Source organism: Pseudomonas sp. LB1P83, assembly GCF_054897885.1.
Map to the genome: position 1 here is coordinate 6,483,716 of NZ_CM142709.1, position 14,234 is coordinate 6,497,949.

Consider the following 14,234-nt stretch of genomic DNA (forward strand, 5'->3'; position numbering starts at 1 on the left):
CCTGTTCCTACAGTTGACCGCATTTCCCTGTAGGAGCGAGGCTTGCCCGCGAAGGCAATTTCACTGACGACCGATGACTCAGCCCTGCTTCATCCCCAAACAATCAATGGAGCGATCAACCATGGCTTTGGCAATCTCCAGCAAATGCCAAATGGAGAACACCATGGCCCGGTCCGCGCCTTTCAGGTGATCGCCACACTGATACGCGGTGACCGAGGCACAGCGCAGCAAATCCGCGACGTAGAGTTGGGTGTCTTCGAAACTCACGTCTTCGCTGACGTTGTAGAAGCGCAATTCATCGGGGGCCGAAGGCTGTTCTCCGGTGAGATAGAAATCGATTGCACGATAAAGTGCGGAACGGTCTCTTGGCGGGTCGTCGGCGGGTTTATTTTTGGTGGAGGTTTCGGGAGGTGGATCGGGGACGGATCTTTTCATTGGTAAAACTCCTGGAAATAATTGGAGCCAACCGTTATCGCGACTAAACGAACAGGGGTGGCGGCTGCACGCAGGTTAGTCGACCGGTCTCCAGGCAATACCGGCGCACCCGAAGGTGCCCTGCGCACAGCCACCATAACTTTCAGGCAATGAAAACACCTGGAATGAGGTGGCGCTGTGCGCCTGGAAGATCCGGGCGACTAAACCCGATCACTGATGAGCAGTGACGGACGGAGACTAGCCACCGGAATTGGCAGGCGCAAGCGAGCGGAATGATCTAGGAAATGTCCTGCAAATGAAAGGGAACAGGCCTGTAGGCACACTGATTTTCCTGTGGGAAATGTTCCCCTTTGGCGAGGAGGATTGTCCTGCTGGCAGTCAGTTAAGCCGCAATGCGATCTTGTAGCAGCTGGCGAAGCCTGCGTTCGGCTGCGAAGCAGTCGTAAATCCTGCGTGCATAGTCTTCCTGAAACACCGCGGACTATGATTTTACGACTGCTTCGCAGCCGAACGCAGGCTTCGCCAGCTGCTATGTATGGACTCGCCCCCACTGTCTACCCGCTTTTGAAAAACCGCCGCCCCGTTGCATCTATGTATAAGGCCTATTCGTGGAAGTCGTCGTCGGCTTCTGGCCAAAATTGGAAGAGCTCGTGGTATGCCGATTACAGTCAGGCCTCGAAGGCCAGTAGCAGCTTAGGCATCAATCCACGCCGGTCTTACCTGGGGTCAATTTTTTTTTCAGCAAAGGGCCGGACAGTTAGTACCTCGGTGGCAGAACTCTGTCGCTCAGTGGCTCATCGTCGCTTGCTGGCCATCACCAGCCTGGCGACGATAAGTCTGGTCATTCTGTAGAAGCACCCAGACGATTCGCAGGTTGCGGTTGGCCAACCTGACCGCAGCCTCCTTACGGCCCAGTCGGCTCATCCAGCGCAACAAGCGGCGGTCATCGGGTTGCTGGGAATCAGGTCGTAGTTGTTGCAGTACCGCATGGGCTCCCTGGATCATCAGGCTGCGTAAATAAACATCGCCTCGCTTGGTCATGCCCCCCAGCCGGACCGTCTGCCCGCTGCTGTGCTGGTCAGGCACCATGCCAAAGTACGCGGCAAACTTGCGGGCATTGGGAAATCGCTCAGGCTTGGTTTCCTTGGCCACCAGTGCCGTGGCAGTGACTGGGCCGATGCCGCGCACAGTCATCAGTCGCTTCGCCGTCATGTCGGCGTTGGCGGCCACTTCCAGGCGCCCCGTCAGCACGCTGATGCGTTCGCCCAAATGGCGCCACTCGGCCAACAGTTCGTCGATCAGTTCACGCAGCACGCCCGGCACCGGCTGGGTGGCATCTTCCAGTACCCGCGGAATTTTCTGGCTGATCGCAACATCGCCCTGCGCCAAGGCCACGCCATGCTCGAGCAGCAGGCCGCGCATCTGATTGCTCACCGCCGTGCGTCGACGCACATAGCCTTGGCGGGCGCGATGCAACGCCTGCATTGCCAGCGCCGCAACGCTTTTGACCGGCACTGCGTAGATCTTTTCATCGCGACCAGCCCGCAGAATCGCCAGCGCATCGTTGCGATCATTTTTAGGCCCGCTGCGATGTGTGGCCACCAAACCGGCTGGAAGAATCCGCGCCAGATTGCCTTGGTCTTGCAGCTGCCGGGCCCAGGCTTGAGCACCCGGACCTGTCTCCATCAGAACCACGACATGAGGCGGCAACTGGCGTAGAAACTCATAAAACGCCTCGCGCGACTTGATCCGTTGCTCGTAGTGCACCTGGCCGAGGACATCTTCCCCGGCGACCTGAAAGACCTGCTTGGCCAGATCGACCGCTACGGTTGTGCAGGCCGACAAATCGGAAGAAGACAGGGATTGATCAACCGAAGTATGCTTTTTCATGGACTCGCCCTCGCTGTCGTTGGCTGTTTAGACTGCCACCGTGGCGCATTGACGCCTCGGCTTGGGCGAGTCCATCCAATTACAAAGGTGCGTCGCGGCTGCTAACTCGGTTAGCGCTTGTTGAGTCCGCGAGCCAACCGATCCCCGCTCAACTGAATCACCGCCACCAACACCACCAGCAACACAATCACCGTCAACATGATCTGGCTATCAAACCGCTGATACCCGTACCGATACGCAATGTCCCCCAACCCGCCCGCACCAATCGCCCCGGCCATGGCCGATGAGTTGATCATGGTCACCAGCGTGATCGTGAAACCCCCGACAATCCCCGGCAGCGCCTCAGGCAACAGCACATGCCAGACGATGTGCCAGCGACGGCAACCCATCGCCTGCGCCGCTTCGATCAACCCGTGATCCACCTCGCGCAAGCTGACCTCAGCGATGCGCGCAAAGAACGGCGTAGCCGCAATCGTCAGTGGCACCACGGCGGCCCAGACACCGTAGGTGGTGCCGACGATCAACCGGGTAAACGGAATCAGCGCCACCATCAAAATCAGAAACGGAACCGAGCGGAACAGGTTCACGAAGGCGCCCAGTGCGCGGTTCAGCGCCGGTGCTTCGTAGATGCCGCCCTTGGAACTGGTCACCAGAATCACCGCCAACGGAATACCCGCCAGCAGCGCAATCAGCGACGACACGCCGACCATCAAAAACGTGTCGATGAAGCCTTGCAGCAAACGATCAAACCACATAACCCAATACCTCCGCCTGTTGCGCCCAGTGGCCGGCACGCTGACGTAATTCTTCAGCGCCGAGCGACGAGCCGGTCACTGCCAGCAGCAACTGCCCCAGCGCATGGCCCTGAATCCGCTCCATACCACCTTGCAGCAAACGCACGCGTCCACCGAGGGCGCTAAAGAGTGCGGCCAGATCCGGTTCATCCTTAGCGCTGCCGGTGAATTGCAAGCGCAACACCACCGCGGCATCCGAGGACTGAGGTTGCGGGCGCAAGCGGCTTTGCAGTTCTTCCGGCAACGCGTGTTGCAGCGGCGCGAGCAAGGTCTTGCTGACCTCATGCTGCGGGTTGCCGAACACTTCCCACACCGGCCCTTGCTCGACTATTTGCCCGTGTTCCAGCACCACGACCCGATCACAGATATCGCGAATAACCGCCATCTCGTGGGTAATCAGCACAATGGTTAAACCCAGGCGCTGATTGATCTCGCGCAGCAGGCCGAGAATCGATTGCGTGGTCTCCGGGTCCAGCGCCGAAGTGGCTTCGTCGCACAGTAGAATTTCCGGGTCGTGCACCAGGGCGCGGGCGATGCCGACGCGTTGTTTCTGCCCGCCGGACAGCTGCGCCGGATAGGCCTTGTGCTTGCCTTGCAGGCCCACCAGTTCCAGTAGTTCACGGACTTTCCGCTCGCGTTTTTCCTTGGGCACGCCGGCGACTTTCAACGGCAACTCGACGTTCTGCCAAACGGTCTTGGCCGACATCAGGTTGAAGTGCTGGAAGATCATGCCGATCCGTCGGCGCAGCGCCACCAGGCGGTCTTCATCGAACTCGCCGATGTCCACTTGATCGATCAGCACCCGGCCAGTGCTCGGTTGTTCGAGGCGGTTGATGGTGCGGATCAGCGACGACTTGCCGGCACCGCTGCGACCGATGATGCCGAACACCTCGCCGCGCTGGATCGCCAGGTCGATGCCGTGCAGCGCCGCCACCGGGCCTTGTTGGCCGGTGTAGGTTTTGCCCAGGCCAATGAAGCGCACGTGAGCACGGTTAAGGGCGGGATGCAGTTCAGTGTGTATCGCGTTGTGGGGCTCTGGAACTTCCAGTCGCAGTTGGGTGGCGGCCGTCATCCTCAGCTTTCCCAGCCAGCTTGATAGAGCTTGCCGTGGGCCTTATCCAGCGCGGCACGAACGGCCGGCGAATGCTGATAGATATCAACGAATTTGATCAGGCGCGGGTCGGTTTTGCTTTTCGGCTGGATCACGAACTGGATCACGTATTCCTTGTGATCGAGGCCGTCGAACAGCAGGGCCGAACCGGCATCGAAGGTCTTCGACAGGCGGATGTAGGCGGGGTAGCCCTGGACCAGATCGGCGTCGTCATAGGCGCGCACCAGTTGCACGGCTTCGACCTGAAGGATTTTGATTTTCTTCGGGTTGGCGATGATGTCTTCTTCGGTGGCCTTGTAGCCGACACCCGGTTTGAGGGTGATCAGCCCGGCCTTGGCCAGCAGTTGCAGGCCACGACCGCTGTTGATCGGGTCGTTGGCAATGGCGACGCTGGCGCCTTGCGGCAACTCGTCGAAGCTTTTGTATTTTTTCGAGTAGAGGCCGACGTTGTTGATGATCCCCGGCGCGAACGGCACCAGGTCAAAACCGGCAGCAGCTTTGGCGTTTTCCAGGAACGGAACGTGCTGGAAGTAATTCACATCGATGTCGCCGGCTGCGAGGCTGACGTTGGGGGCGATCCAGTCGCTGAACTCCACCAGGTCGACTTGCAGGCCTTGTTTTTTCGCTTCCTCGACGGCGGCTTCCAGCGGGATGGCGAAGGCGGCGGTGGTGCCGACTTTCAACGGCGCGTCGGCGGCGAAGGTGATGGAGCTGAAGAGGCCGAGGGCCAGGGCCAGTGCTTTGACTGGGTGGGAGAGGAGGGTCTTTTTCATGATGGGTTTTCCAGTCAGTGCATAAATTTTTGGGTGTTTGGGCGGGCCTCTTCGCGGGCAAGCCTCGCTCCTACAGGTATTGGTCGTTCACAAATGACCGGTACGCTCTGAACCTGTAGGAGCGAGGCTTGCCCGCGAAGCTTTTAGCGGCGAAACGCGGAGCCCGTGTGTTGCTCAGGCAGATGCGCCTCACCGTGGAACAGTTTTTCCCGCAAGCTGCCGTGGTCATAAGCCGTCTTGTACGACCCGCGCCGCTGCAACTCCGGAATCACCAGTTCTATGAAATCCACATAGCTTTCCGGCGTGACAATCCGCGTCAGGTTGAAGCCATCCAGCCCGGTCTCGGCGATCCACGATTCCAGTTCATCCGCCACTTGTTCAGGCGAACCCACCACCGTGATGTAGCGGCCGCCGAGGGCGTGTTGCTCGAGCAATTTGCGTCGGGTCCAGTCGTTGTTTTGCAGGTTTTTGGTCGCCGACTGGATCGCGTTGCTCTTCACGTACTGGATCGGTTCGTCGATCTCGTATTCGGAAAAATCGATCCCGGTCGATGCCGAAAAATGCGCGACTCCGGCCTCGGCACTGGCATAGCTCAGGTACTCGGCATGCTTGGCCCACGCCAGTTCTTCGGTGGCGCCGACAATCACGTTCAAGCCCATGAACACCTTGATGTCCTCTGGATTACGCCCGGCTTCAACCGCGCTGGCGCGGACCTTGTCCACCTGAGCCTTGGTCGACGGTTTGTTCTGCCCGCTGATAAACACGCACTCGGCATGACGCCCGGCGAACAGCAAACCGCGATCAGAACTGCCGGCCTGAAACAGCACCGGTGTGCGCTGCGGCGATGGCTCGCACAGGTGATAACCCTCAACCTGATAGAACTCGCCTTTGTGCTCGACCTTGTGCACTTTCGCAGGTAAGGCGTAGATCCGTTGTTGCGGATCGTTGAGCACCGCGCCGTTTTCCCAGCTGCCTTCCCAGAGTTTGTAGAGCACTTCGAGGTATTCATCGGCCTGGTCGTAACGGCGGTCGTGTTCGACCTGTTCGCTCAGGCCCATGGCTTTGGCGGCGCTGTCGAGGTAACCGGTGACGATGTTCCAGCCGACCCGGCCGCGACTCAGGTGATCGAGCGTCGACATGCGTCGGGCGAACAGATACGGCGGCTCGTACGTCAGGTTGGCGGTGAGGCCGAAACCGAGGTTTTTCGTCACCGCGGCCATGGCCGAAACCAGCAACAGCGGGTCGTTGACCGGCAGCTGGATCGACTCTTTCAGCGGCACGTCGACCGAGTTTTGGTAGACGTCGTACACCCCGACGATGTCCGCGATGAACAGACCGTCGAACAACCCGCGCTCCAGCAACTGCGCCAGTTCGGTCCAGTATTCGATGGTTTTGTACTGGGTGGAGTTGTCCCGTGGATGCGTCCACAGGCCATGGTTGATGTGCCCGATGCAGTTCATGTTGAACGCGTTGAGCAGGATCTTCTTTTTGGTGTCAGCCATCAGATGGTCCCTCGCAACGGAGGGTTTTCATCGTTGAGGTAGTAATTGCCGACGGCGTGATACTTCCAGCGCACCGGGTCATGCAGCGTGTGCACCCGTGCGTTGCGCCAGTGGCGGTCGAGGCCATGTTCGATCAGCGTCGCCTGGCTGCCGGCCAGTTCAAACAGCGTGCTGCCGGCGGCGAGGGAAATGTCGGTGCTGATGGCGCGGGCTTCGGCGACGGCAATCGAGGCAGCGGCGACGGTTTCGGCGTTGGGGTTGGCCTGGGCCTTGTCGAGGAATTCGCCAGAGCGTTCCAGCAAGGCTTCAGCCGCGTGCAGTCGAATGCTCAGGTGGCCGAAGCTCTTGATGGTCAGCGGGTCGTCAGTGGCTTTTTCATGGGTGGCGTCGATCCACGGCCGGGTTTTGGTGCGCACGAAGTGCAGTGCATCTTCGTAAGCGGCACGGGCAATACCGGTGTCGATGGCGGCGTGAAGAATCTGCGCCAGCGGGCCGACAGTGGTCGGGCGCTCGAAGGCACTTTGAAACGGGATGACGTCTTCGGCGGCGACGTAGACGTCTTCGAACACCACCGAACCGCTACCGGTGGTTCGCTGACCGAAACCGCTCCAGTCGTCGATGACGGTCAGGCCTTTGCTGCTGTGAGGGACGAACGCCAATTGCTGCACGCCGTTTTCATCCACGACCGAGGTCGGAATGCGTTGCGCGTAGATAGCACCGGTCGCGTAAAACTTGCGGCCGTTTATGCGGTAGCCGTCACCGTCTCGAGTCAGGCTGGTGACGCGGTCGTGGGCGGTTTTGGTGCCCAGTTCCGCCAAGGCGTTGCCGAAGCGCTGGCCGGCGAGCACTTCGGCGTACAGGCGTTTTTTCTGCTCTTCGCTGCCGTTCACGCGCAGCACTTCGAGGGCGTAGAAATGGTTTTGTGGGATCTGTCCGAGCGAGCCGTCCGCCTGGGCAATCAACGCGATTACCTTGGCCAGGGTGACGTTGGAAACGCCCGCGCCGCCGTACTCTTTGGGCACGCTGATGCCCCACAGACCCGAACGGGAAAACACTTCCAGCTCCGGGTGCGGCAGGCGGCGTTCGCGGTCGCGCAGGGCGCTGTCGCGTTTGAAATCTTCGGCCAGATCGGTTGCGACGATCAGGGCTTGCTCATCGCTGGTTATGACCGCGACGTGGTGAGAAAGAGTCATGTGTTTCTCCAGAGATCTGGTCAAAAGTGTTCTGGTCGTTAGATCCAGGAGTGGCGAGCGGGCAACGTGCCATTTAGGTGATAGGTGCCGACGGCGTGATACTTCCAGCGCACCGGGTCGTGCAGCGTGTGCACACGGGCGTTGCGCCAGTGGCGGTCGAGATTGAATTCGGCGAGGGTCGCGCGGCTGCCGGCCAGTTCGAAGAGCTTTTCGCTGGCGAGCAGCGAGATTTCGGTGGTCAGCACTTTGGCTTCGGCCACGGCAATCGAGGCGCGCGCGGCGGACTCGGCCGTGAGTGGCGCGGCGCTGACCTGGTCGAGCACTTGCCCGGCTTTGCGCAGCAGCGCTTCGGCGGCATGCAGCTCGATTTTCAGTCTGCCGATGTCGGCGATTACGTAGAGATCGTCGCTGGCCCGTTCGACTTTGGCGTCGATCCACGGCCGGGCGCGGGTTTTCACAAACTCGATGGCGTCATCGATGGCGCCGCGAGCGATGCCGGCGTCGATGGCCGCTTGAATCAGTTGCGACACGGCGCCCTGGATGTTCGGGCTGTCGTTAATCTTCCAGTTGTCCACCACCAACTCGGCGTCGACGCGCACGTTGTTGAGCAAAATGGTGCCGCTGGCGGTGGTGCGCTGACCGAAGCCCGACCAGTCATCAACGATGCGCAGGCCCGGTGTGCCACGGCGGACGAAGGCCAGCACTTGCTTGCCGTCATCGTTCAACGCCTTGACTGCCACCCAATGGGCGAACAGCGCGCCGGTGGAGTAAAACTTCTGCCCGCTGATGACAAAACCGTCGCCGTCGGCGGTGATCCGTGCTTTGAGTTCGAGGGTGTTTTTGGTGCCGCGTTCTGGCCCGGCATTGCCGATGCGCCAGCCTTCAAGCACGCTTTTGAACAGCTGTTTTTTTTGCGATTCCGTCGCGCTGCCGAGTACCAGGTTGAGAATGCCAAACTGGTTCTGCGGGATTTGCCCTAGTGCCGGGTCCGCCGCGGAAATGATCGCGAAGACCTCGGCGAGGGTGACGAACGAAACCTGCGGGCCACCGTACTCGCGCGGGATGGCAATACTGCCTAATCCGCTGCGGGTGAACTGTTCGATTTCCGACCATGGCAACTTGCGCTGCCGGTCACGTTTGGCTGCTTGCAGGCGGGCGACTTGCGCCAGCTCATGGGCGGCCTTGATGGCTTGTGCGTCGTTGCGCAAGACTTGCGCGGGCAACAACAACGGGGCGATGTCCAGATCACTCTGAACGATTGCATCTGCCAGACTGGACATCAGTGCCGCTCCTTGGCTGCACGCAATGCCCTGGCGATCTGCACTGGGGTGATTGTGTTCCGGACCATACCTACCTCACATCTCATGGAGTCGCCGCGATGGATGCGGCGAACGAAAATCAAGAATGTCCGGTGGTCCGGTGCATATACCCTAAGCGTGTATAAAAAATTAATAAACTAACTTTTAGGAATATACATAGAAGGGCACTGCTTTCCCCTGTAGGAGCGAGGCTTGCCCGCGAAAGCGGTGTGTCAGGCCGTGTAAATGTTGACTGACACACCGCTTTCGCGGGCAAGCCTCGCTCCTACAAGGGCGGCGGTGTTTTCACTTCTTGCGCGGTTCGGCGGCTTTCAATTCCTCTTTGAACGGCAATTTCAGATAAGGATTGGCGCAACCGATCTTCAACCTGCGCGGCGGTGCCCAGCCGGAGTTGTTGCCCACTCGATCGAGGATGCAGTAGGTCACTTCCAGCCGAAGGTCTTCGCCGGCTTCGAGAATGATCGCCGGCGGCACCCAGACCTGAATCGGCTCGCCGATGTCCCCAGCCTTGAGCTTCGGCAGGTCCATGCGCACGTCGCCCCAGCGCAGGGTGATTTCGTCGTCGACGGCCATGTTCAGGTAAGGCTCGATGGTCAACGGTACACCCCGCTTGATCTGGTTCGGATTGACTCCCTGGCGGCGAATGGTTTCGGGAATGCCCACCGGTGCGAGGTGCTCGTTTTCGTGGCCGCACAGCGTGAGCGGCTGGCCGCCCGGGCAATCGAGCTTGATCTGTACCTGAGCAGCGAGTGACAGCGCCGGCCCTTGGCCAACCTGCATGACGCGGTAGTGAATGCTGGAGGCGCCATTGGCGATGAAGCTTTGCGGCACACGCAGGCTGACGGCTTCGCCGATGTCATCGGCCGTGAGGGCGCGGGAGGCGACGTAGCAGTTGTCCCAGAACAGTTCGATCAGGTCGCCTTCGTCCATGCCGGGGTAGGGCGCCACGTCGATCAGCAGATGGGCCGCCGACGTGACATTGATGCCGGTCTTGTGAGATTGCGCCAGGGTAGGGGCCGCAAGTCCGGATTTATTCGAGATGCTTGTCATGGGTTTCTCCTTGAAGCCTTGCAGCGAAGTCCGTTTCTGAAAGATCAAAAGGCGTGAATTACCGAGCAACAAAGTTGATCACTATTTGCAAGTTTAAATAATGACTTGGAACGATGGCTGACGCCTGCTGGCGACTAGATAAGAGTGCGCTTGAATAGGTGTCAATAGAGCTGGCTAGTTAAGTAGTGCATTCAGTGTTATTCAGAAAAATCCTACGCTTTGAAGTTAATAAGCCGCATCGCTCTGTCGAATTTGGCCGCATATTTGTCGATTTTCATGGCTGGGTGGCGGCGACCATGTGCTGGGTGAGGGCGCCGAATTTGGCGAATTTTAGGCGAGGTAAATATGTTGCAGGACATATATATGTACCGCACGCGGCTGTAAAAAATAATCCATTGTTCGAATGAGCGATGAGAGAGTGTTGGGAGGATTTAGTAGCGGGGATAGTTGTCACTTCCATCCATGGAAGTTAATAAATAATGAAGCGATATTAGTGGTTGGTGTTGTTCAGAAACTTGCTGAGGAATTGCTTCGTCCGCTCTTCTTTCGGGTTGGAAAACAGCGCCTTGGCTTCGCCTTGCTCTACGATCACACCTTTGTCGAAAAACACCACACGGTTGGCCACGTCCCGGGCAAAGCCCATTTCGTGGGTGACGATGACCATGGTGCGCTTCTCTTCGGCCAGGCTGCGGATGGTCGCCAGCACTTCACCCACCAGCTCCGGATCGAGCGCCGAGGTAGGTTCATCGAACAGGATCACTTCCGGTTCCATCGCCAGCGCACGGGCAATCGCCACACGTTGTTGCTGACCACCGGAAAGGCGTCGCGGGTAAGCGTCTTCCTTGCCCGCCAGGCCAACCCTGGCCAAGAGCTTTTTACCCAGGGCAACGGCGTCGGCGTGCGGGATCTTCTTCACGATGATCGGGCCTTCGATGACGTTTTCCAGGGCGGTGCGATGGGGGAACAGGTTGAAGCTCTGGAACACGAAGCCGACGTGCTGACGCAAGCGCCGCACCAGGCTCTGCTGCTGGTTCAACGGGCGGCTGCCATCGATCTCGATGTCACCGACCTTGATCCGGCCGCTGGTGGGCTCCTCCAGAAAATTCAGGCATCGCAGGAAGGTGGTTTTACCCGAACCGCTAGGCCCGATAATCGCCACCACCTCGCCTTCCTTCACTTCCAGATCGATGCCGTTGAGCACCACTTGACCCTTGAACTGCTTTGTCAGTTTTTCCACGACAATCATTGGGTCAGGACTCCTGATCGTGCCGATTGACCCGCTCTTCCAACTTGTTCTGCAGGTGCGAGAGCACCGTGGCCAGAATCCAGTAGATCAGCGCGGCGGCAAGGTACATGGTGAACACTTCGAAAGTGCGTGCTGTGATCAGCTGCGCCTGGCGGAACAGCTCCGGCACCTGGATGGTGGCGGCCAGCGCGGTGTCCTTGACCAGCGAAATGAAGCTGTTGCCCAGCGGCGGCAATGCGGTGCGCATCGCTTGCGGGATGATGGCCCGGCGCAGGGTCTGCGCACGGGTCATACCGATGCTGGCGGCAGCTTCCCACTGACCGCGCTCGATGGAGCTGATCGCGGCACGCAGGATTTCACAGGCGTAAGCGGCCATGTTCAGCGAGAAGCCGATCAGGGCCGCCGGCAGCGGATCGAGTTCCATACCCAATTGCGGCAAGCCGTAATAGATCACGAACAGTTGCACCAGCAACGGCGTTCCGCGAAAGAACGACACGTAGATGCGGGCGATCCAGCTCACCAGCTTGAAGCGCGACAGGCGCATCAGTGCCAGGCCGAAGCCCAGCATGAGGCCGAAGAACATCCCGCCCAGGCTCAAGATGACCGTGTAGTAGGCCCCCTTGAGCAGGAAGGGCAGGGAGTCCAGTGCGAGTTGGAAAGCTTCTTCCATTATTTGGTGACGTCAGCGCTGAAGTATTTTTCCGAAAGCTTTTTCAGCGTGCCGTCGGCGCGCAGCTTGTCGATGGCCTTATTCACGGCGGCCAGCAATTCAGGCTCGCCTTTGCGCAGGGCAATACCGGCTTCCTGACGGGAGAACGCTTCGCCGGCGGCGACAGTGTCCTTGGCCTTCCTGGCGTATTCCAGTGCGGCGAGGCGGTCAATCAGAATGGCGTCGATGCGGCCGACGCGCAGATCCTGAAACTTGGTCGGATCATCGTCATAGGTCTTGATAATGGCTTTAGGCTGATTGTCCTTGAGCCATTGTTCGTAGTTGGTGCCCAGGCCTACGCCGACTTTCTTGCCGTCCAGATCGGCGGCGGTCTTGATGGTGTCTTTGTTCTTGGTCAGAACCAGCGCCTGAATCCCGGAAACGGTGTACGGCTCGGAGAAGTCATACTTCTTCTTGCGCTCTTCGGAGATGGTCACCTGGTTGATTACAGCGTCCAGACGTTTGGATTCCAGCGCCGCGAGGATGCCGTCCCATTTGGTCGGTTGCAGTTTGACCTTCACGCCCAGCTCTTTGGCCAGGGCTTCGGAGAACTCGACTTCGAAACCGGCCAGTTTGCCGTCGGCGTCGACGAAGCTGAACGGTGGGTAAGTGCCTTCCAGACCGACGTTGATCACGCCTGCGTCTTTGATTTTTTGCAGCTGCTCACCGGCAACCGCTTGCCCCAGAAGACCGGCGCTCAGCGCCAGGCCCAGCGAACCGACCAGCAGATTTCGACGTAGTGCGGAAAAATTCATGACAAGCCCCTGTGTTTTCTTATGAAGACGCTTTTAGGAATGTTGGCAAAATCGGGATTTGGACGACTGCAATATCCTGCCCTAAAGCAGCGTATGCGTCTCGCTGCAAATTCGCCTGCGGCGTGACTATATGATGGCGCTTTTAGATAGGAAAATAATAAATATTCAGTTTGTTATTCTTTAATGGAATATAAGGCTGGTGCAATTCCCTGTGGCGAGGGAGCTTGCTCCCGCTCGGCTGCGCAGCAGTCGTAAACCCTATCACCGCAATTCAAATGAAACACCGCATCGCAGGTTTTGGGGTGCTTCGCACCCAGCGGGAGCAAGCTCCCTCGCCACAGAACCATCGTCTACAAGAAGTCTTTGTAGGCGAATAGCGCCGGCGCCCCGCCGGTGTGCAGGAAGATGATCGGGCCATCGTTGAAGCGCTGACGACCGATGCCGTCGAGCAACCCGGCCATGGCCTTGCCGGTGTACACCGGGTCCAGCAACAAACCTTCCTGACCCGCCAGCAACTTCACCGCCGCAAGCGTCCCGGCATTCGGCTCGCCATAACGCGGACCGAAATACTCGTCCCACAGTTCGATCTTGAAACTCGCCGGCAGGCTCACGCCCAGCAACTCGGCAGTGCGCTCGGCCAGGCCCTGGACCTTTGGGCGCTGATCTTCATCGCTACGGGAAACCGTGACGCCAATCACTGGCAAATCCGGCAGTACTTCACTCAGTGCCAGCGCCAGGCCACTGTGGGTGCCGGCGCTGCCCGAGGCCAGAACCACGGCGGCAAATTCCAGGCCGGTGTCCTTGATCTGTTCGGCCAGTTCCAGCCCGGCGCGCACATAACCCAAGGCGCCCAGTGCGTTGGAGCCGCCAATCGGCACCAGGTACGGCTTCTTGCCGTTGTTGCGCAGACGATCGGCCAGGGCTTGCAGTTGCTCGTCGGCGTTGTCGAGGTTCTCCACCAGCTCGACCTTGGCATCGAACAGGTCGAGCAGCAGCCGATTGCCGTTGCCAAGATAGTTGGGGTCGTCGGTGCCCAACGGGTTTTCCAGCAACGCTATACAGCCAAGGCCAAGTTTGGCTGCAATGGCGGCGGTCTGACGCACGTGGTTGGACTGAAGCGCGCCAGCGGTGATCAACGTGTCGGCGCCCTGGGCCAAGGCATCGGCCGCCAGGTATTCGAGTTTGCGCAGCTTGTTGCCGCCCATGGCCAGCGGTGTCAGGTCATCGCGTTTGACGTACACATCGCGTCCGAGCCAGGTCGACAAGCGTTCGAGTTTTTCAAGCGCGGTAGGGTGGCCGAGGAGGTCGAGGCGGTCAAAACGGGCGAGCTGTTGTTTGATCATGGGTCCGTACTGGCGGAGGAAGATCTCAGGACTATAGGCACGGCTATAAGTGGGGGCAACCGCCAATCGCTTATATCCGAAAGTGCTGAACACAGCACAATTGGTTCTTAATTC

Annotated in this window: 13 protein-coding genes; all 13 read right to left on the bottom strand. The window is 59.2% G+C overall.

What is annotated here, in order from left to right:
• Positions 1 to 78: 78 nt before the first annotated feature.
• Positions 79 to 435 carry a DUF6124 family protein gene (locus ACYZTY_RS29805; RefSeq protein ID WP_461956603.1) on the bottom strand — a complete coding sequence of 119 codons (357 nt, stop codon included), beginning with the start codon at positions 433 to 435 and terminating at the stop codon, positions 79 to 81.
• A 786-nt stretch (positions 436 to 1,221) separates the two neighbouring features.
• The gene (locus tag ACYZTY_RS29810) at positions 1,222 to 2,280 is read right to left on the bottom strand and encodes an IS110 family RNA-guided transposase (protein ID WP_461959414.1); all 1,059 of its coding nucleotides are present in this window, start codon (positions 2,278 to 2,280) and stop codon (positions 1,222 to 1,224) included.
• A 155-nt stretch (positions 2,281 to 2,435) separates the two neighbouring features.
• Positions 2,436 to 3,080: a methionine ABC transporter permease gene (locus ACYZTY_RS29815; protein WP_461956604.1), complete on the bottom strand. Its 645-nt coding sequence runs from the start codon at positions 3,078 to 3,080 to the stop codon at positions 2,436 to 2,438.
• Positions 3,070 to 4,191 carry a methionine ABC transporter ATP-binding protein gene (locus ACYZTY_RS29820; protein ID WP_461956605.1) on the bottom strand — a complete coding sequence of 374 codons (1,122 nt, stop codon included), beginning with the start codon at positions 4,189 to 4,191 and terminating at the stop codon, positions 3,070 to 3,072. Before ACYZTY_RS29820 ends, ACYZTY_RS29815 begins: the two co-directional genes overlap by 11 nt.
• 2 nt (positions 4,192 to 4,193) lie before the next feature.
• Positions 4,194 to 5,003 carry a MetQ/NlpA family ABC transporter substrate-binding protein gene (locus tag ACYZTY_RS29825; RefSeq protein ID WP_461956606.1) on the bottom strand — a complete coding sequence of 270 codons (810 nt, stop codon included), beginning with the start codon at positions 5,001 to 5,003 and terminating at the stop codon, positions 4,194 to 4,196.
• Between the two features lie 143 nt (positions 5,004 to 5,146).
• On the bottom strand, positions 5,147 to 6,505 hold the full coding sequence (locus ACYZTY_RS29830; protein ID WP_461956607.1) for an LLM class flavin-dependent oxidoreductase: 1,359 nt from the start codon (positions 6,503 to 6,505) through the stop codon (positions 5,147 to 5,149).
• Positions 6,505 to 7,698: an SfnB family sulfur acquisition oxidoreductase gene (locus ACYZTY_RS29835; protein ID WP_461956608.1), complete on the bottom strand. Its 1,194-nt coding sequence runs from the start codon at positions 7,696 to 7,698 to the stop codon at positions 6,505 to 6,507. The genes ACYZTY_RS29830 and ACYZTY_RS29835 overlap by 1 nt, the downstream gene beginning before the upstream one ends.
• A gap of 38 nt (positions 7,699 to 7,736) precedes the next feature.
• Positions 7,737 to 8,978: an SfnB family sulfur acquisition oxidoreductase gene (locus ACYZTY_RS29840; protein ID WP_461956609.1), complete on the bottom strand. Its 1,242-nt coding sequence runs from the start codon at positions 8,976 to 8,978 to the stop codon at positions 7,737 to 7,739.
• Positions 8,979 to 9,302: 324 nt separating this feature from the next.
• Entirely contained in the window at positions 9,303 to 10,067 is a 765-nt protein-coding gene (locus tag ACYZTY_RS29845; RefSeq protein WP_461956610.1) for a hypothetical protein, read from the bottom strand.
• Between the two features lie 490 nt (positions 10,068 to 10,557).
• Entirely contained in the window at positions 10,558 to 11,313 is a 756-nt protein-coding gene (gene tcyN / locus ACYZTY_RS29850) for an L-cystine ABC transporter ATP-binding protein TcyN (RefSeq protein ID WP_461956611.1), read from the bottom strand.
• A 4-nt stretch (positions 11,314 to 11,317) separates the two neighbouring features.
• Positions 11,318 to 11,983, bottom strand: a complete 666-nt coding sequence (gene tcyL / locus ACYZTY_RS29855) for a cystine ABC transporter permease (protein WP_461956612.1) — start codon at positions 11,981 to 11,983, stop codon at positions 11,318 to 11,320.
• Positions 11,983 to 12,777: a cystine ABC transporter substrate-binding protein gene (gene tcyJ, locus ACYZTY_RS29860; RefSeq protein WP_461956613.1), complete on the bottom strand. Its 795-nt coding sequence runs from the start codon at positions 12,775 to 12,777 to the stop codon at positions 11,983 to 11,985. Before tcyJ ends, tcyL begins: the two co-directional genes overlap by 1 nt.
• A 350-nt stretch (positions 12,778 to 13,127) precedes the next feature.
• A complete protein-coding gene (locus ACYZTY_RS29865) occupies positions 13,128 to 14,120 on the bottom strand; it encodes a D-cysteine desulfhydrase (protein WP_461956614.1) in 993 nt (330 codons plus the stop codon).
• Positions 14,121 to 14,234: the final 114 nt, after the last annotated feature.

Excerpts from the sequence above, each read along its gene's own strand:
- ACYZTY_RS29805 (WP_461956603.1), bottom strand. The coding sequence starts at position 435 with ATGAAAAGATCCGTCCCCGATCCACCTCCCGAAACCTCCACCAAAAAT.
- ACYZTY_RS29815 (WP_461956604.1), bottom strand. The coding sequence starts at position 3,080 with ATGTGGTTTGATCGTTTGCTGCAAGGCTTCATCGACACGTTTTTGATG.
- ACYZTY_RS29820 (WP_461956605.1), bottom strand. The coding sequence starts at position 4,191 with ATGACGGCCGCCACCCAACTGCGACTGGAAGTTCCAGAGCCCCACAAC.
- ACYZTY_RS29825 (WP_461956606.1), bottom strand. The coding sequence starts at position 5,003 with ATGAAAAAGACCCTCCTCTCCCACCCAGTCAAAGCACTGGCCCTGGCC.
- ACYZTY_RS29830 (WP_461956607.1), bottom strand. The coding sequence starts at position 6,505 with ATGGCTGACACCAAAAAGAAGATCCTGCTCAACGCGTTCAACATGAAC.
- ACYZTY_RS29835 (WP_461956608.1), bottom strand. The coding sequence starts at position 7,698 with ATGACTCTTTCTCACCACGTCGCGGTCATAACCAGCGATGAGCAAGCC.
- ACYZTY_RS29840 (WP_461956609.1), bottom strand. The coding sequence starts at position 8,978 with ATGTCCAGTCTGGCAGATGCAATCGTTCAGAGTGATCTGGACATCGCC.
- ACYZTY_RS29845 (WP_461956610.1), bottom strand. The coding sequence starts at position 10,067 with ATGACAAGCATCTCGAATAAATCCGGACTTGCGGCCCCTACCCTGGCG.
- tcyN (WP_461956611.1), bottom strand. The coding sequence starts at position 11,313 with ATGATTGTCGTGGAAAAACTGACAAAGCAGTTCAAGGGTCAAGTGGTG.
- tcyL (WP_461956612.1), bottom strand. The coding sequence starts at position 11,983 with ATGGAAGAAGCTTTCCAACTCGCACTGGACTCCCTGCCCTTCCTGCTC.
- tcyJ (WP_461956613.1), bottom strand. The coding sequence starts at position 12,777 with ATGAATTTTTCCGCACTACGTCGAAATCTGCTGGTCGGTTCGCTGGGC.
- ACYZTY_RS29865 (WP_461956614.1), bottom strand. The coding sequence starts at position 14,120 with ATGATCAAACAACAGCTCGCCCGTTTTGACCGCCTCGACCTCCTCGGC.